The sequence below is a fragment of the Streptomyces sp. NBC_00207 genome (assembly GCF_045160965.1).
In the GTDB taxonomy this organism is placed as follows: Bacteria; Actinomycetota; Actinomycetes; order Streptomycetales; family Streptomycetaceae; genus Streptomyces.
Genome location: NZ_CP130715.1, coordinates 1,648,812 through 1,666,273, shown reverse-complemented (window position 1 = coordinate 1,666,273; position 17,462 = coordinate 1,648,812). Strand labels below are relative to the sequence as shown.

Here is a 17,462-nt window from a genome sequence, read left to right as displayed (position 1 = left end):
GCCGCCCCGACGATTCCTCAGTGATGCATCTCGCAGGCGAAAAGCGTTATGCCGAGCCCCGCGGTCTGGTCGCCCCTGTGGAAAGGGCGCGCCACCCTGGTCATCAGTGACGGTTCCATGAGTGGCACCGTGGCGGTCACGGCGAGGCAGCCGTCGACGCATGCGGCTCGAAGCCGGTGCCGGCGCAGCGATCGGCTCACTGCCGGGCTGAGAACGGCGTGGTGCGAGGTCGCGGTGCAGGGTCACCGGCCGTCACTGCGCGGCTCGGTCCAGGATGTCAGGGAGCGGTTCTCAGCCGAGGCCCCTGCGCACGATGAAGGAAGCCTGGTCGGCGAAGGCCCGTGTGCCGTCGGAACCGTCGAGCCAGATGCCACTGTCGCGGTGGCGGAGGACCGATCCGGGATAGTTGTGCGCGTGCAGGGTCACCGACCCGGCGACCGACCCGGCGCGCGGGCAGAAAGTGGCGTCTTCACGGAACAGTTGGCTGCCGTCGTCGGTGCTCAGCCGAAGCCGGAGTTCACGATGGCGCAGATAGCGGCCGTCGGCGGCGCGGAAGGTGACGCACCGTGTGTCGGCCAGCCCGCGCAGGACGGTGAACGTGACCCGCTGCCGTGTCTGCGCGCTGCTGGACGCGGAGACCCGGCCGAGCGTCGCGTAGTCGCCGGCATACGTGAGGTACAGGGCGGGTTGGTCCACGGACTCCAGTGTTTGCGCGCCCAGCGGGACGGTGCCTGCGTCGGCGGACGGATTCACCGGGGACGGTTCGGCCGACGTGGTGGTGCTCGACGGGATCGGGGTGGGGTTGCCGACCGTGGGAGCGGCGACGACGCCGGGTGCCCGGGGCGCCGGTTCGGGCCAGGTCGCGTAGGTGGCGGCCCCGGCGATGAGCACCACGCCTGTGGCGAGGCCCACCAGCTGCTGAGCGGTCACCGCGGGGAGTTTGGCGATCAGCGAGCTGTGCAGACCGCCTCCACCCGTCGCCGTGCCGATGGCGACGGGTGCCGTGGCCAGCCCGGCGGCGCTCGCGGCCGTACCCGACAGCAGGCCCTTGGCGGCCAGCGCGGCGACGAGTCCGGCCGGGACGGCCAGAGGCGCGAGGCTGAGGAGCAGGAGTTCAGCAGGTACCCGTTCGGTCGTGGTCACCATGCAGACCTGGCAGTCGCGGGTGTGCCGTGCGATCCGCTTCCGCCACACCGATGTACGGAGACCGTCCCAGCCGACGACGGTCTCACCCAACTGCGGACACCGCGGGTGGGCCTCCAGCGCGGCGACGATCGTCCGGCTCAGGTCCAGCTGCTCGCGCATGCGTTGCAGGCGCACTCCGACGTGGGCGACAGTGAGCCCCGTCGCAGCGGCGATGTCGTCACGGCTCAGCAATCCGGCGCATTCCTGCCACCACAGCGACAGCAGCACCCGATGGTCCGGGTCGAGCCACCGGCCGGCTTCGACGACCTGACGGCGCTCGTCCGACGCGTGCAGGCGCAGGATCGTCATGTCCTCGAGTTCGGCGCCGGCGTCCGGTATCCGGAGTGCCTCGTCGATGACCGTTGTCCGGCCGGCGAAGGCGCGTTGCCGGTGCCAGTGGGTAGTGATCTGGCGGAGCGTGATCGACACCAGCCAGGACCGGAAGCTCTCCGGCGCACGCAGGGCAGGCAGGTCGCGCACCACGCGCAGCAGGGTTTCCTGGACGACGTCGTCGACGTCGGCCTGGCCGTTCAGCGCTCGCCGGACGATGTTGTAGAGCAACGGCAGGTACGCGGCGATCAGTTCCTCGCGCGCCCGATCGTCACCGGCCTGCGCCGCGACAACCAGCCCCGTGTGATCCGTATCCATGAGACCCATTCCCGCCTCCCTCAGGGCAGCGATCCGCCGCGCACGGCGCAGCACCTTGACGTCGGCAAGGGTATGCGGGCAAAGCGTGTGCCTTGGGCCGGGGTTGACGTCCGTGTTCCACCCGCGGCACCAGGCGGCGAACCCGGCCACTGACCAACGCCCACGCGCACCTCGAGGTGACCTGTAAAAGTTTTCGGCTCAAGGCAACCCTTTGCGGGGCCTGTGACCACAAGGAGTCGGATCCGGCCGTCCGGTAGCCGGATCCACCTTTCCTCCGGTGGCATGCAAGGAGAACACCCCCCATGAAGAACCCCACGAACGGCGGACGCCGCGGGCGTCACCGCCGTCGCTGGACCGCGACCGGTCTGCTGCTCGGTACGCCCGCCGTCCTCGTGCCGTATCTCCTGTTCGTGCAGGAGGACTCGCAGGCCGCCACGGTCGACGGCGATGCCTACTATCGGCTGGTTTCCGTACGCAGCGGCAAGGCGCTGGACGTCAACGCCTTCTCCACCGCCGACGGCACCCGCATCCAGCAGTGGACCGACCAGAACACCGCCAACCAGCAGTGGAAGCTGCGACCCACCGGGGACGGCTACTACGAGCTGGTGAACCGCAACAGCGGCAAAGTACTGGGCATAGCGGGCGATTCGACCGCCCAGGCCGCCGCCGCCGAGCAGCAGAGCGACAGCTCCTCCACCTCCCAGGAATGGCGGATCGACGACGTGAGCGGTTCCGACGCCGTCGTCCTCACCTCCCGCAGGAGCGGCCAGGTCCTGGACGTCTCCGGCGGCTCCACGGCCGACGGCGCGGCAGTCATCCAGTACGGCGGCCATGGCAGCACCAACCAGCAGTGGAAGCTGGTGAGGACGGCCCAGAGCCAGGCGCCCGGATCCGGACCGTACACGTGGCGAAATGCCCAGGTGGTGGGCGGCGGTTACGTCACCGGGCTGGTGTTCAACCCGCGGGAGAAGGGCCTGCTGTACGCGCGTACCGACATGGGCGGCGCCTACCGCTGGGACGCCGCGGCCGAGCAGTGGATCCCGCTGACCGACTGGCTCGGCGAGAAGGACTGGAACCTACTGGGCATCGACGCGCTGGCCACCGACCCCGTCGACCCGGGGCGGCTCTACCTCGCGGCGGGTACCTACACCAACAACTGGGCCGGCAACGGCGCGATCCTGCGCTCCAAGGACCGGGGCCGCACCTTCCAGCGCACCGATCTGCCGTTCAAGCTGGGCGGCAACGAGGATGGCCGCGGGGCGGGCGAACGGCTGGCGATCAACCCCGCGGACAACGGCACCCTGCTGCTGGGCACCCGCAAGAACGGCCTGTGGCGCAGTACCGACCACGGCGCGACATGGAGCCAGGTCCCCTCGTTCCCCGTCAAGGACGGGGCGATCAGCGGTGCGGGCATCTCCTTCGTGACGTACGGCCCGGCCGGCAGCAAGACGATCTACGTCGGCGTCGCCGACAGGTCCACCTCCCTCTACCGCTCCACCGACGGCGGCAGCACCTGGCAGGCGGTCCCCGGGCAGCCCACCGGCCAGCTGCCGCAGCACGGCGTGGTCTCGGGCGACGGCTCGCTGTACCTGACGTACACCAACGCCCTCGGACCCAACGGCGTGACGGCGGGATCGGTCTGGAAGTACGCACCGGTCGGCGGAACGTGGAAGAACGTCTCCCCGTCCCAGGGCGGCTACGGATTCTCCGGCCTGGCCGTCGACCCGCGCCAGCCGTCCACGGTGATGGTCACCACCCTCGACCGCTGGTGGCCCGAGGACGAGATCTACCGCACCACCGACGGCGGCACGACCTGGAAGGCACTGGCGGACAAGTCGGTGCGGAACGCCTCCGCCGCTCCCTACGTCGGCACCCACACCGGGCACTGGATGACCGCCCTGGCCCTCGACCCATTCGACTCCGGGCACGTGCTGTACGGCACCGGCAACGGCATCTGGCGCAGCAAGGACGCCAACGCCACCGACAGCGGCGGCACCAGCCACTGGACCGCGGGGGCGCGGGGGCTCGAGGAGACCGCACTGATGGACGCGATCGCCCCGCCCGGCGGTGCCGCTGTCGTCACCGCCATGGGCGACCAAGGCGGTTTCCGCCACGACGACCTGAACAAGGTCCCGGCCGGGCGGCTGAGCAATCCGGTGATGACCAACAGCACGGACATCGACTTCGCCCAGTCCATGCCCTCGATGATGGTCCGCGTCGGCCGCGGCGGCGCGCAGGACGGTGCCTACTCCACCGACGGCGGCATCAGCTGGAACGGCTTCAAGGCCGAGCCGGTGGCCGGTGCCCAGGACGGCCGCGTCGCGCTCGCGGCCGACGGCTCGACCATCGTCTGGACCCAGGCCGGCCAGGTCCCGTACCGCTCGACCGACAAGGGAGCCAGCTGGTCGAAGGTCAGCGGCCTGGGCACCGACGCCGTGGTCGTCGCCGACCGCTCCTCGGACAACAAGACCTTCTACTCACTGGCCGGTGGCACGCTCTACGCCAGCACCGACGGCGGCGTGACCTTCACCGCCCGCGCCGCCAACCTGCCCACAGGCCGGCTCACGGCCGTCCCCGGTATCGCCGGGAACCTGTGGATCGCCGACAGCGCCAAGGGGCTGCTGCACTCCACCGACGGCGGCCGCACCTTCACCACGCTCACAACAGTGCAGTCCGCCTCCGCCCTCGGCTTCGGCAAGGCCGCACCCGGCGCGTCCTACCAGGCCCTGTACCTGATCGGCACCGTCAAGGACGTCACCGGCGTCTTCCGCTCCACCGACAAGGGCGCCACCTGGCTCCGCGTCAACGACGACGCCCACCAGTGGGGCAGCATCGGCGGCACCGGCGTCATCACCGGCGACCCCGACGCCTTCGGCCGCGTATACATCGGCACCAACGGACGCGGACTCCAGTACGGCGACCCGTCCTGACCCTTGCGCCCGGGCGGGTCCGCAGGCTCAGCGGCCTGCGGCCCCGCCACAGCCGAGGGACCTGGCCGTCGCCTCCCGTGGGCCCGCGAGGCCGTGCCGCAACGCGCCTGCAGGGGCGGGAGCCGGCGGTCGTCAAGGGGCCGAACGCAATCGGTACAGCAGCACCTCGATCACTGCCTCCGCGACAGCCCTGGGCGCTTCCGCGAGACGGGCCGGACGGAAGGGTTGTCATTACCCCGGTGTGGTTTGCGGAAAGGGTTCTTGATCTTGAGGTCGTAGGTCCGTCGGTAGATCTGCCGCGCCTCGGCGACCGGGGTTCCGGACGTCGATCAGGCGCGTTGGCCGTTCGAGCCTGCGCCGGAACTACCTAGGAACTTCCGGCGCAGGGACACTAGTACGGGAGGTAGTAGCTGAGTACGTCCGCGGTGAGCGGGGGGAAGAGCGCCTGGAACAGCTCCTCGTCCGCGGAGTAGACGTCGGGGCGGATCCGGGTCAGCCCCTCCATTCCGTGCGGGCCGAACAGCAGGGCGGCCAGGTGGTCGGGCGCCACGCCGGCGCCTTCCACGGCTCCCGGCGACTGTATCGGGCCGCCGGTGACGACCTCACCGAGCCCGTCGGCGAGAACGGGAATCCGGTGGTGGGCGCCGAAGGTGGAGATGACGATGTCCCGGCCGGTACGGTCGATCCCGGCCGTGGTGAGGCGCTGCCAGAACAGCGGACGCAGCCTGTCGAGCAGCGCCGCGGCATCCGGGATGCGGATGTAGTACTGCTCCGCGTTCCGGTGCGGTTCGTGGTCGACGAACTCCTGCCACGCGTTGCCTGTCACGGTGCCTGCCCGATGGACGATCCGTAGTGAGTCGTCGCCGGATGCCAGGGCGGCAACGCCGCTCAGGAGGTCGCGTGCCGCCGCCTCGTCGCGTGCCGCGGCCTCGGCCAGGAGCATCTCCTCACCGGGAGGCGTGGTGCGCGCGGTGGCAATGACGGTGTCGGCTTGCTCGAGAACCCAGAGGTTGCTCGCCTCGTGGTCCAGGAGCCATCGCCAGCACGCCTGCGAGTGCGGCATGGTCACATCGAACCCGCTCTGGGCCGAGGCTTGCAGGGCAGCCATGGAGGGGATGTCGGAGGGCCTGGCGGCACGGAGCGTGGCCCTACCCTCGCCGGGCGGCAAGGCGTTCACGTTCAGCGCCTGCGGTATGTCGATGGCGTACTCATAGCCGAACAGCCGGTAGAAGTACGGGATTCCGATCATCGCCTGGACGAGGTGGCCACGGGCGGCAGAACGCTCGTGAGCCCAGTGCATGAGCGCCCTCACGAGCCCGCGCCCCTCGTATTCGCTCGCGGTGGCAACCAGTTCCACCTGGCCGGCGGGCAGGCGGACGCCTCCGATGCACACCTCCTCGTCGAGGAGCGTCGCGGTGGACACGACCCGGTCGCCGTCGACGACCACGGCACAGGCGGACAGGCCCGCGTCGGGGTCGCTGACAACCAGCCGGTGGTCGACAGCGTCGTCCGGCTCACCGCGCTCGGACAGGAGCGCGCCGATCTGGTCAAGATCTTCGGGCCTCGCCTGCCGCAGGACGAGGCCGTCGGGCAACGAAACAGCTCCGGAATAGCTTTTGATCATGGTCACAGCCAGACAGTGGCATCGCCCGGCCTTCCCGGCCAACAAGTTTTTCGCAGCCCATGGCCAGCGCCGACGGGCACGGGGTGGTCAACCACGCCAGCTCACGTCTGCTCGCGGATCCGGCCGACGCCACCACGCCCACCAGCGCTTTCAGTAGCGCTCTGCACCGGCTGCGGCCGCACGGGACCGGGCGCGACCTGGGCCGCGTCGTGGTGCACCTGGCGGCGATGCTCGCCGACGGAGGCTAGGCAATCCGAGACCTGGCCGTACTGCGTGACCAGCGCGACGTGTTCGGCCCCGCCGCCTCCACCCCGACCGCGTGGCGAGTGTCGGCCGCGCATCTTCATCGCCGCCCTCTCCCTCGCGGCCATGCCCTCCCTGTCCGCCGCCCAACGCCGCACGGCCCGCGCACTCGGCTCCGCGGCGCGATCGCCGACCCCTGCTGCTCCTGAGCCCTTGGAGCCTGTGGCGCATCGGGCCCCGGTCCGGCAGCCCCAGCAGTCTGCCGGCGGCCGGGCTTTTCGAAGCTGCGGACGGGCAGCACCGACTGATTGTGGCGACCCCGTTGAACGTCGAGCTTACCCCGCCTCCGCGTGCGGGGGCCCTGGAGCCGCAACCCACGCGGCGCCGATGGCCATGGAAGTTCCGGGTCCACCCGCCGCATGTTGATTTCGAGGCCCTGTACGGGCGCTGCCTGAAGAGGCGAACGTCCATGCGCCGTACTGGCCTCCACGTTTTCAGAAGAAGCCGAGCCGCTTCGGCGAGTAGGAGACGAGGAGGTTCTTCGTCTGCTTGTGGTACAGCAGTCGCACCCATGCTGAACTGGGAAACGGTGTTGCGCAGGGCTCTCGGGTGAAGCCTGGTCCGGAAATGGTCCGGATCCTGGTCCGAAGGGCACCCGCCCAGGCCCCGGCTCGGCTGCAGTGGCAGTGACGGGGAGAGATCGAAGGGGGGACGGGCCGGGTGGCGGCTGCCCGGATGCCTGCACCTGCGTGGCCTTGAGCGTGGTCGACCGGTTACGGAGTGCATTGCTGCTGTGGTAGTTGTGGCGATATTCCGCTGTCGGCCCTGGGGTCGTACCTCCAGCGGCGGGGTGGGGGGTGTGCAGTGGCTGTTGAGGTGGCGGCGGGAGAGGACGCGGACGCTGATGAAGGGTTCGTGCACCCGATCTCCGGTGTAGCGCCGCAGGAGGACAGCGGATCGGACACCCTGGGGAACTACCGGTATCAGGCAGAGGTGGCAGCGTAGATCTGCATTGCGCTACTTACGCAGGATTCTGTCGAATCGGTGGTCTGTGAGTGGCACGAGGACTTCGTGGTTTCTCACACGGACGGTTTGGCTGAACGCGGAAAGCGGCGCAACCCCTGGAACGTGGCGGACTTCTGCAAAGACGGCGGGCTGGCGCACCTGTTTGACCGCTGGTGTGCGTGTGATGGCCTGAGTAACGTGCGGCTTCGCCTCGCCACGAACGCCGGCCTTGCAACCGGCAAGGTGAGTGCCACCGCGTTGAAGGCGATGTGCGGGGGAGATCCACGCACCACTGCCGGCGTGGACGACATGGCCAAGGCCGTTGCCCAGTATCTCTTGAGGGTCGTCGCCGACGCGGGCCGCAGATCGCCGGCTACGGTCTTGGCGCCGCGGGCGGTTCGCTCGTGGAGGTCAGCCGCGTTGAGATACTCGATCGTCGCCTCGGTGTCCGACGTGATCTCGGCGAGCTCTCGGGCAGACGGTCTCACTTGGCTCCGACATCGAAGTCATCAGCGTCGACAGGCTCCCGCTCCACTTCGACGCCGAGCTGCCGCGTGTGCCCGGGGCCCGTGACAGCCCGGCTCGGGTGGCACTGGCGTCGGGCCAAAACACCCCGGTCAGTCTGGAAGGGTTGGCCCGGCGCAAAACCTGTGCCAGAACGCGTACCACCTCCGTCGACCGGGAGAGAAGCATGACCATCAAGGACATCGGGCCCGAACCTCAGAGTTTCGACCTCGAGCAGGCGACGCTGGAGAACACCAACTACCGCGCGGTCGCCTGGTCCGGGAAGTACCTCCAGCTGACCCTCATGTCGATCCCGGTGGGCGAGGACATCGGCCTGGAGGCGCACCCGGAGACCGACCAGTTCCTCCGGCTCGACGCGGGCCGCGGCCGCGTTCAGATGGGCAGCGCGAAGGACCGCCTCGACTTCGATCAGGAGGTCGAGGACGGCTGGGCGGTCTTCGTACCCGCCGGCACGTGGCACAACGTCACCAACACCGGGGACGAGCCCATGCAGCTCTACGCCGTCTACGCCCCGGTCCACCACGCCCCGGGCAAGATCCACGCAACCTTCGCCGACGCGGAAAGCGACGAAGGGTCGGGCAACGACGAACCCCCGACCTGGTCGGTCCAGCCCACCCACCACCCCGCGGACAAGCACGCCTGACCACCAGTGGGGACCCAGGAGAACAGACGAGCACTAGGTCGCTGACCTGGGCTCCGCTATGGAGCGGATGCCGGACCCGGATCGGCTTCCGGCACACGATCCGCTGACCGGGTCCGGTCGGTCCTCGCGGTATGCACCGCGCGTGGCGCCGGTTGCCGCGCAGTCCTCCCGCGACGACACCGCAAGCCCGGTCCCCCTCACCCGGAGGGAGCCCACCAATCGCCGGCAGGTGGCACCCGAGGCGCCATCGCGGCCTCAAGGTGCTGGCCGACGTCGCCGCGGCGACCGGGAGGTGCTCGGCGGCGATCGTGGGCGTCGCCACCTCGGGCTGTATCCGCCCCGCACGACCACGTCCACCCGCCGCACCCCGCGCTCCGACCGGGCGGTCCCAGTCCGGTCCCAGTCCGGTCCCGGTCAGGGACGGGCCGGGCCGGTTCCCGCGAGCACCTCGGGGCGTAGAAGGGAGGCGAGCCGCTCGGCCGGCAGCAGCCCCCGTTCCAGGACCAGCTCGGCCACGCCCCGGCCGGTGGCGAGGGCCTCCTTGGCGATGTCGGTGGCGGCGGTGTATCCGATGTGCGGGTTCAGGGCGGTCACCAGGCCGATGGAGTTCTCGACGGTGGCGCGCAGCATCTCGGTGTTGGCGGTGATGCCGCTCACGCAGCGTTCCGCGAGGGTGAGGCAGGCCGCGCGCAGGTGAGTGACGGACTTGGACAGCGAGTGCAGGATGACCGGCTCGAAGGCGTTGAGCTGGAGCTGTCCGGCTTCGGCGGCCATGGTGATGGTGATGTCGTTGCCGATGACCTCGAAGGCGACCTGGTTGACGACCTCGGGGATCACGGGGTTGACCTTGCCGGGCATGATGCTGGAACCGGCCTGGACCGCGGGCAGGTTGATCTCGCCGAGTCCGGCGCGGGGCCCGGAGGACAGCAGGCGCAGGTCGTTGCAGGTCTTGGACAGCTTGACGGCGACGCGCTTGAGGACGCCGGACATCTGGACGAAGGCGCCGCAGTCCTGGGTGGCTTCGACCAGGTCGGGAGCGGTGACCAGGGGCAGGCCGGTGATGTCGGCGAGGTGGCGGCGGGCGGCCTCGGCGTATCCGGCCGGGGCGTTGAGACCGGTGCCGATGGCGGTGGCGCCGAGGTTGATCTCGTGGATCAGTCCGAGGGCCTCCGCGAGCCGGCTGCGGTCCTCGTCCAGCATGACGGCGAAGGCGGAGAACTCCTGTCCGAGCGTCATCGGCACGGCGTCCTGGAGCTGGGTGCGGCCCATCTTCAGGACATCGTGGAACTCGGCGGCCTTGCGGGCGAAGGCGTTCTGCAGGACGGCCATGGCGTCGAGGAGACCGCGCACCGCGAAGACGGTCGCGATCCGCACGGCGGTCGGGTAGACGTCGTTGGTGGACTGGCCGAGGTTGACGTCCTCGTTGGGGTGCAGGTGTCCGTACTCCCCCCTGGAGTGGCCCAGCAGCTCCAGCGCGCGGTTGGCGATGACCTCGTTGGCGTTCATGTTGGTCGAGGTGCCGGCGCCGCCCTGGATCACGTCGACGACGAACTGGTCGTGGAGCTCGCCGCCGCGGATCTCCTGGCAGGCGGCGACGATGACGGCCGCCTTCGTGGGCTCCAGCAGGCCGAGTTCCCCGTTGGCGAGGGCCGCGGCCTCTTTGACGGCGGCGAGGGCGTCGATCAGGTGCGGGTAGGTGGAGATGGGCGTGCCGGTGATGGGGAAGTTCTCGGTGGCGCGCAGGGTGTGGACGCCCCAGTAGGCGTCGGCGGGGACGTCGCGGTCTCCGAGCAGGTCGTGTTCGGTGCGGCTGGAGGCGGTCAATGCGGTCACGGGTGTACGGATCCTCTTCCTGAGGTGAGCGGATCGAAGGTGGGGAGAGGGGCAGGCGGGTGTCAGGCGGTTGCGGTGACGGGGGCGCCGGGCGGGTTCAGGGCCGCTACCGGCCGGATGCCGCCGACGGTCCGGCCGCCACCGGTGACGGGCTCGCCCGCGAACCCGGCGAGCAGCCGGGGCTCGACTCCCGCACGTGCGAGGGCGGCGGCCGTCACTGCCGTACGCGCGCGGTCGGCCCCGTCGGCGACCTTCACGGCGACGGCCCGGCCGTCGGGCAGCGCGGCCACCTGGACGCCCTCGAAGCCGTCCTTGGCCAGCAGCCCGGGCACCGCGCGCATCAGCGCGGCGGTGTCCCGCCCGGTACCGGAGGCCATCTCCGGGTGGCGGCGCAGGGCGTTGGCCACGCGGTGCTCGGCGGTGTCCGGAGCGGCGGTGGCGATGCGGGCGGCGGCGCGGGCCAGGCCGTGCAGGGACACCGCGAACAGCGGGGATCCGCAGCCGTCGACGGTGACGTTCGCGATGTGCTGGCCGGTGAGCTCCTCGACGACCTGGGCGATCGCCCTCTGGAGCGGGTGGTTCGCGTCGAGGTAGCTCTCCGGGGGCCACCCGGACAGCTTGCACAGGTACAGCATCGCCGCGTGCTTGCCGGAACAGTTCTGGGCGAGCCGGGACGGCCCGCGGCCCTCGCGCAGCCAGGCGTCGCGGACGGCCGGGCCGTAGGGCAGGTCGGGGACGTTGCGCAGGTCGGCCTCGGTGAGACCGGCCAGCTCCAGGACCAGCCGGACACCCGAGAGGTGGTGCTCCTCGCCGGAGTGACTGCCCATCGCGAGGGCGAGCAGGGCTCCGTCGAGCGGCAGGCCGGCCCGCACCATGGCGACGGCCTGGACCGGCTTGAGTGCCGAGCGTGGATAGCAGGCGGCCTCGATGTCTCCGATGCTGGTCCGGACCTCGCCCTCGCCGTCGAGGACGGCGACGGAACCGTAGTGGACCCCCTCGATCATGCCGCCCCGCATGACGTGGGCGACGGGTGCGTGCCGGGGCTCGCGGATCGCGGGCGCGTCCGCGGGGAAACTGCTGCGCATCACTGCCTCGTTCTGTGGTGGGTCGCTGCCGACAGGGGGCGGACGGGCGGGCGTCCGGCTCAGCCGTCGCTCCGGGCGGCGGCGCGCGCCACGCGGCCGCGGACCGCGTACCAGCCGGCGACCAGCGCCGCGGCGATCAGCGGTACGCACAGCACGGTGGTGCGCCCCGCGCCTCCGTCGGCGTACATGAGGACCAGGACGGAGGCGAGGAAGGCCAGCGTCACGAGTTCGGTCCAGGGGGAGCCGGGCAGGCGGTAGGAGGGGCGGGTGAGTTCGCCGTCGCGGGTCTTCCGCCAGAAGAGGAGGTGGCAGACCATGATCATGCCCCAGGTGGCGAGGATGCCGATCGCGGCGAGGTTGAGAACGATCTCGAACGCGTCCGCGGGGACCACGAAGTTGAGCCCGACGCCCAGGACGCACATGCCGCTGGTGAGGAGGATGCCGCCGTAGGGGACCTGGGTGCGGCTGAGCCGTGCGGTGAACTGCGGGGCGGAGCCGTTGACGGCCATCGAGCGCAGGATGCGGCCGGTGGAGTAGAGGCCGGAGTTGAGCGAGGACATGGCCGCGGTGAGGACGACCAGGTTCATCACGTCGGCGGCCGCCGGGACGCCGATGTGGGAGAGCACGGTCACGAACGGGCTCTGGCCCGCGCTGTAGCTGCTCCAGGGCATCAGCATTGACAGCAGGACGACCGAGCCGACGTAGAAGAGGCCCACGCGCCACATGATCGAGTTGATCGCCTTCGGCATGATCTCCTCGGGCTTCTCGGTCTCGCCGGCCGTGACGCCGACCAGTTCGACGGAGGCGTAGGCGAAGACGACGCCCTGGATGATCAGCAGCATGGGGAGCAGGCCGTTGGGGAAGATCCCGCCGTTGCCGGTGATCAGGGCGGGGCCGGGGACGGCGCCGTCGACGGGGTGCCGGGTCGCCAGGAGGAAGATCGCGATCCCCATGAAGACGACCAGGGCGCCGACCTTGACGATGGCGAACCAGAACTCCAGTTCGCCGAAGATCCGCACCGAGATGAGGTTCACGGTGAGGACCACGGCCAGGGCTATGAGGGCGATCACCCACTGGGGGACGTCGGAGAACAGGTGCCAGTAGTGGGTGTACGTGGCGACGGCGGTGATGTCGGCGATGCCGGTGGTCGCCCAGTTGAGGAAGTACATCCAGCCCGCGGTGTACGCGCCCTTCTCCCCCATGAACTCACGGGCGTAGGAGACGAAGGCGCCGGAGGACGGCCGGTACAGGACCAGCTCGCCGAGCGCGCGTACGACGAGGAACGCGAAGATCCCGCAGACGGCGTAGGCGATGAACAGGGAGGGCCCGGCATCGGCGAGGCGTCCGCCCGCACCGAGGAAGAGCCCGGTACCGATCGCGCCGCCGATGGCGATCATGTTGACGTGGCGGGGCTTCAAGGACTTGCTGTAGCCGGTGTCACCGGCGTCGACGTGACGGGTCGTGGGGCGCTTCTCGTCTTTGAGGAACTGCTCGCTCACGCCTCGGGTCTGCCTTCCGTAGGGGCGGTGGTGCGCTGGGAGCGCACGATGTCGGTGAGGGTCGTCTCGACCCGTCGCAGGTGGTGGGACATGGCCTCCACCGCGTCGTGCTCGCTGCCGTCGACCAGCGCCTCAACGATGGCCCGGTGCTCGCAGTTGGACTGCTCGCGCCGGCCGCCCAGTTCGTTGAGGAAGGTCGACTGACGCGCCAGTGCGTCGCGGATCTCCTCGATGACGCGGCGGAAGACGGGGTTGCGGGAGGCCTCGGCCACGGCCAGGTGGAACACGGTGTCCATCGCCACCCACGCGGTGGTGTCGGTCTCCTGCTCCATCCGGTCCAGCAGATGGCCCAGGTGGTCCAGGTCCTCGGGGGTGCGCCGCAGCGCTGCGTACCCGGCGACCGGGATCTCGACGTGCCGGCGCACTTCCAGCAGGTCGCTGGCGGCGTAGTCGCCGAAGGTGGGCTCATCGACCGTGTTCGCCAGGACGAACGTGCCCTTGCCGCTCTTGGACACGGTCAACCCCATGGCCTGCAGGGCCCGGAGGGCCTCCCGCAGTACGGGCCGGCTGACCTCCAGGGTGCGGCACAACTCGGCTTCCGAGGGGAGCTTGTCGCCCACGGCGTACTCACCGCGCTCGATGGCGCTGCGCAGGTGGCCGAAGACCGCTTCCATGGCACTGACGCGCCGCGGAAGGGGGCCACCTGTCTGGCTGTCTGACAGGTTCACGATGTGATCCTGGGGGGTCCGCCCCGGGGTGTCAAGGCACCTGTGCCGGGAAAGTCCGGCCCGGCGCGTTTCGCACCGTGCGCGTGTTCCGTCCGGCCGTCCGTGCAGGACCGGTACCTCCGGCGGAGCCCGCGGCAGCCACCAGGGCCCGCACGACCGGCGCGTCGTCGCCCATCTCCGGGTGCCACTGGACGCCCACGGCGAAGCGGTGCCGGGTGCTCTCGATCGCCTCGACGGTGCCGTCCGCCGCACGGGCGGCGACGACCAGTCCCGCGCCGAGGCGGTCCACCGCCTGATGATGGTGCGTGGCAACGTGGTGCGTCCCCGGCAGCAGGGCGCCGACCCGTGTCCCGGGTACGGTGGTCACGGCGTGGGAGCAGAAGTGGCCCCGGTAGGGGTTGTGGCCGTCGTGGCCCACCCGGTCGGGCAGGTGCTGGATCAGGGTGCCGCCCTCGTGTACGTTCATCAGCTGCATCCCCCGGCACACCCCGAGCACGGGTATGTCGCGGGCGAGGCCGGCGGTCAGCACGGCCCGCTCCCATGCGTCGCGCTCGCGCACCGGCGGCCCGGTACGCGGATGGGGCACGGCTCCATACAGGGCGGGATCCAGATCCTCGCCTCCCGCCAGGAGGATCGCGTCCAGACGCTCGACCACGTCGGCCGCGGCCTCCGGCGCGTCCGGCGGCAGCAGTACGGCGCGGCCGCCGGCCGCCCGGACGCAGTCAGCGTAGGCCGCGGGCAGCACTGCGGCGGGCAGGTCCCACTCACCCCACTGGGCTTGGGCGAGGTAGGTGGTGAGTCCGATGAGCGGTGGCTGGGTCATACCACTTCCTTTCGGGGCATGAGGGGTGACCGTCGACAGCCGCAGCCGAACCGCCCGCAGCCGCCACGGCAGGCGGCGGCGGGTGGCGAGGTGGTACGGGCAGAGGCCACCGTGACGGCGGGGGAGGGGTGTTCGCGGTCCAGGAGCGCAGGCTTGCGTTTTCTCGCCGCGAGCAAGAATCCTGCTGGCGTTCATCTCCAATCACAAGAAAACACATCTTCGCGACAGATAAGTGAGCCTTAACTCCGTGCACGGACTCGACCCCCGCCTGCTCGCCACCCTCGAAGCCGTCGTGCGGCACGGCTCCTTCAGTGCCGCCGCACGCGAACTCGGCTACAGCGCGCCCGCCGTCTCCCAGCAGATCGCCGAACTCGAACGCCGCGCCGGCCTCAGGGTGCTGGAGCGGCGACCCGTTCGCGTCACACCGGCCGGCGAAGTCCTCCTCGGCGCGGAGCAGGGCGTCCGCAGCACGCTGGCGGCGGCGTCGGTCGAACTCGGCGCCATGCGCGCCGGGACGGCCGGACGGATCCGGCTCGGCGCCTTCGCCTCGGCCGCCACCGGCATCGTTCCGCAGGCGCTGGCCCGCCTCCACGCGGCCTACCCCCACGTGCAGGTCAGCCTCAGCCAGCTGGAGCCCGAAGCCGGCTACAACCGGCTCAAGCGGGGGGACATGGACCTGGCGCTCAGCTACGACTACGACTTCATCCCCGTCCCGCCGCCGCGGATGCTGCGCCGGACGCTGGTCGCACGGGATCCGGTGGTGGCCGTCGTCCCGGCGCGCCACCACCTGGCCGACCGGGAGGTCATCGACCTGGCCAGCCTCGCCTCCGAGACGTGGATCGCCGCTCCGGAGGCCGCGCTGCGCCTGGAACTGCTCTCGCAGATGGCCAACACGCCCGGCTTCCAGGCCCGCCTGCAATACGAGGGGGACGACTTCAACACGGTGCTGGGGTTCGTGGCCGCGGGCCTGTGCGTGGCCGTCATGCCGCGACTCGCCCTGCCCCGCACGCACACCCAGGTGGTGGCCCGCCCCTTGGCCGAGCCGCAGCTGACGCGCTTCATCTACGCCGTCCGCATCGACACCCGGCACGCCCCGCGCGTCGTCCTGGACCTGGAGGAGATGCTCGCCGCCCAGGCGTTGGCCGCGCTCGCGTAAGGCGCACGGTGTCCCGGGGTCAAGCGGGTGAACGGATCGTGGGGGAACGCGAAAAGCGGCCAACTTGACGGCCGTCGCACGCGCGTAGACCTCACCGGCACGCCGTACTTCCCATCGTGTCCGACTACCGGACGCTGTGGCTGAAAGTTAAACTATTGTGTGACAGGCGCACTACGTTTGCCGCGGTTGACGTTCCAGCGAGAGGAAACCCCTCATGACCGCAGCCGACAGCGCGCCGGGAACGGCGCGCGTCCTCACCGGCTACCGCCCCGAGGACGGCTTCATGGCCGCAGAGCTGGACCCGCCCCCGGCCGAGTATGTATGGCACGACGAGAACGCCGAACAGCAGGACCAGCGTTACGGCCCGGGAGTCGGCTACCAACAGTGGCTGGCGGTGGACGCTCGCGACGGCGCCGTCTGGTTCGGCGACACCGACTGGCGAGCCCCGCAGGAGTCCCCTGGCAGCCGGCTCCCCGGCATCCCCCGCAGGGCACTCGGAGACGGGAACGTCCCCGCCCCCGGCATCATGGTGCAGCTGCTTGGCCACCTGAGCCACGACGAACAGCGCGGCTGTACATGGCGCTTCTTCGACGCCGAGGAACTGCACGCGCTCGCGGTGCGCGTCCTGCCGGCCGTGCAGCGGCTCGTGGACTCGATCCACCGGATCGGGCCCGACGGCGGGCTCGAGTGGTCGGCCGAGGCGGCCACCGCATGGGACGACATCGAACAGGCCGCGACGCCCGCCTTCGACCCCTCCGGGGAACTCCTCTGGCCCAGACCGCGTACCACACCGGTCCCGGCCTGGCGCGTCGAGGTCGGCGCCTTCCTGGCCGCCAACCCCGGGCTGTGCGACCCCTCCTGGGACCTGGCCACGGACGCGGAACTCGACACCTACGCCGACTACAGCCCCCAGAACGGCTACGGCGGCGTACCGGGCCGGATCTGCCGCGACGCCGACCGGCAGATAGAGGACGGCTTCACCTTCTACGGCCACCGCGCCGCCCTGTACGCCTACCGGGCACGGGCCTGCGGCGACCGTACTCCGACAGACGCCCGCGTCTGGCTGGAGACGACGGGGGCCGGGCGGGACACCTGGGAGGCGGCCAAGCCCCTCGGAGCCACCCTCGCCGACGTCCCCGACTGCGTGCTGGTGTCCCTGGCCGAAACGTTTCAGAACGCCGCGCACGAACACGGGCTGGCCCTGACGGGCCTGACCGCCCATCTCCGGCAGCTGCGCGGCGCGGAACGCTCCGCCGTTGACCGGCAACTTGTCCACGAGGGCGAGGAAGTCGAACGCCTCGAAATCATGCTCAAGGACTTTCGAGCCGCACGTAACCGCACCGTGACGCGGATCCTGGCCTGGTCCGACGGACGCGGGGACGCGGAGATCGCCCGCCTGGCCTCCATACCCGATGCACACGTCAGTGGCTGGAGGGCCCGCCTCACCGACGAACAGACCACCATGACCCCCGGACCGTGAAGCACGCGCGGCCACTGCCAGAGCGTCAGGCTCCGGCCTTGCGCTTGTTGTAGAG

The 17,462-nt window shown here is 70.5% G+C and carries 11 protein-coding genes and 2 pseudogenes; 6 read left to right on the top strand and 7 right to left on the bottom strand.

Features of this window, described 5'->3' with window-relative positions:
• Nucleotides 1-291: 291 nt before the first annotated feature.
• Nucleotides 292-1,842 (bottom strand): sigma-70 family RNA polymerase sigma factor, encoded by a 1,551-nt coding sequence (locus OG472_RS08185; RefSeq protein WP_405941227.1) that lies wholly within the window; start codon nucleotides 1,840-1,842, stop codon nucleotides 292-294.
• A 293-nt stretch (nucleotides 1,843-2,135) separates the two neighbouring features.
• On the opposite strand from OG472_RS08185, the gene OG472_RS08180 reads away from it, so the two are divergent.
• Nucleotides 2,136-4,763, top strand: coding sequence for an RICIN domain-containing protein (locus tag OG472_RS08180; RefSeq protein WP_405941226.1), 2,628 nt, complete (start codon nucleotides 2,136-2,138; stop codon nucleotides 4,761-4,763).
• Between the two features lie 391 nt (nucleotides 4,764-5,154).
• Here OG472_RS08180 and OG472_RS08175 read toward each other — a convergent pair whose 3' ends face one another.
• A complete protein-coding gene (locus tag OG472_RS08175; RefSeq protein ID WP_401604552.1) occupies nucleotides 5,155-6,387 on the bottom strand; it encodes a GNAT family N-acetyltransferase in 1,233 nt (410 codons plus the stop codon).
• A gap of 74 nt (nucleotides 6,388-6,461) precedes the next feature.
• On the opposite strand from OG472_RS08175, the pseudogene OG472_RS08170 reads away from it, so the two are divergent.
• The 3 genes and pseudogenes from OG472_RS08170 to OG472_RS08160 all read left to right on the top strand — a co-directional run.
• Nucleotides 6,462-6,716, top strand: a pseudogene (locus tag OG472_RS08170) (IS1380 family transposase); the annotation flags it as partial.
• Between the two features lie 1,610 nt (nucleotides 6,717-8,326).
• Nucleotides 8,327-8,803, top strand: coding sequence for a cupin domain-containing protein (locus OG472_RS08165; RefSeq protein ID WP_385957200.1), 477 nt, complete (start codon nucleotides 8,327-8,329; stop codon nucleotides 8,801-8,803).
• Between the two features lie 229 nt (nucleotides 8,804-9,032).
• Nucleotides 9,033-9,135: pseudogene (locus OG472_RS08160) on the top strand (IS5/IS1182 family transposase); the annotation flags it as partial.
• Between the two features lie 82 nt (nucleotides 9,136-9,217).
• Here OG472_RS08160 and aspA read toward each other — a convergent pair.
• The 5 genes from aspA to OG472_RS08135 all read right to left on the bottom strand — a co-directional run bounded on the left by aspA (nucleotide 9,218) and on the right by OG472_RS08135 (nucleotide 14,771).
• Nucleotides 9,218-10,627 carry an aspartate ammonia-lyase gene (aspA, locus tag OG472_RS08155; protein WP_401604547.1) on the bottom strand — a complete coding sequence of 470 codons (1,410 nt, stop codon included), beginning with the start codon at nucleotides 10,625-10,627 and terminating at the stop codon, nucleotides 9,218-9,220.
• 71 nt (nucleotides 10,628-10,698) lie between these two features.
• Nucleotides 10,699-11,721: an asparaginase gene (locus tag OG472_RS08150; protein ID WP_401604092.1), complete on the bottom strand. Its 1,023-nt coding sequence runs from the start codon at nucleotides 11,719-11,721 to the stop codon at nucleotides 10,699-10,701.
• A gap of 59 nt (nucleotides 11,722-11,780) precedes the next feature.
• Nucleotides 11,781-13,220 carry an amino acid permease gene (locus tag OG472_RS08145; protein ID WP_398426793.1) on the bottom strand — a complete coding sequence of 480 codons (1,440 nt, stop codon included), beginning with the start codon at nucleotides 13,218-13,220 and terminating at the stop codon, nucleotides 11,781-11,783.
• The gene (locus OG472_RS08140; protein ID WP_401604089.1) at nucleotides 13,217-13,948 is read right to left on the bottom strand and encodes a FadR/GntR family transcriptional regulator; all 732 of its coding nucleotides are present in this window, start codon (nucleotides 13,946-13,948) and stop codon (nucleotides 13,217-13,219) included. The genes OG472_RS08145 and OG472_RS08140 overlap by 4 nt, the downstream gene beginning before the upstream one ends.
• A gap of 31 nt (nucleotides 13,949-13,979) precedes the next feature.
• The gene (locus tag OG472_RS08135; protein ID WP_401604087.1) at nucleotides 13,980-14,771 is read right to left on the bottom strand and encodes a gamma-glutamyl-gamma-aminobutyrate hydrolase family protein; all 792 of its coding nucleotides are present in this window, start codon (nucleotides 14,769-14,771) and stop codon (nucleotides 13,980-13,982) included.
• Nucleotides 14,772-15,018: 247 nt separating this feature from the next.
• Between OG472_RS08135 and OG472_RS08130 the strand changes: the two genes are divergently transcribed.
• Together OG472_RS08130 and OG472_RS08125 are read left to right on the top strand one after the other, a co-directional pair.
• Nucleotides 15,019-15,927: a LysR family transcriptional regulator gene (locus OG472_RS08130; protein WP_401604084.1), complete on the top strand. Its 909-nt coding sequence runs from the start codon at nucleotides 15,019-15,021 to the stop codon at nucleotides 15,925-15,927.
• Between the two features lie 214 nt (nucleotides 15,928-16,141).
• Nucleotides 16,142-17,407, top strand: coding sequence for a hypothetical protein (locus OG472_RS08125; RefSeq protein WP_405941225.1), 1,266 nt, complete (start codon nucleotides 16,142-16,144; stop codon nucleotides 17,405-17,407).
• The last annotated feature ends 55 nt before the right edge of the window (nucleotides 17,408-17,462 follow it).

Coding starts and splice junctions, on each gene's coding strand:
- OG472_RS08185 (WP_405941227.1), bottom strand. CDS start 1,842: ATGGGTCTCATGGATACGGATCACACGGGGCTGGTTGTCGCGGCGCAG.
- OG472_RS08175 (WP_401604552.1), bottom strand. CDS start 6,387: ATGATCAAAAGCTATTCCGGAGCTGTTTCGTTGCCCGACGGCCTCGTC.
- OG472_RS08150 (WP_401604092.1), bottom strand. CDS start 11,721: ATGCGCAGCAGTTTCCCCGCGGACGCGCCCGCGATCCGCGAGCCCCGG.
- OG472_RS08180 (WP_405941226.1), top strand. CDS start 2,136: ATGAAGAACCCCACGAACGGCGGACGCCGCGGGCGTCACCGCCGTCGC.
- OG472_RS08165 (WP_385957200.1), top strand. CDS start 8,327: ATGACCATCAAGGACATCGGGCCCGAACCTCAGAGTTTCGACCTCGAG.
- OG472_RS08125 (WP_405941225.1), top strand. CDS start 16,142: ATGACCGCAGCCGACAGCGCGCCGGGAACGGCGCGCGTCCTCACCGGC.
- OG472_RS08135 (WP_401604087.1), bottom strand. CDS start 14,771: ATGACCCAGCCACCGCTCATCGGACTCACCACCTACCTCGCCCAAGCC.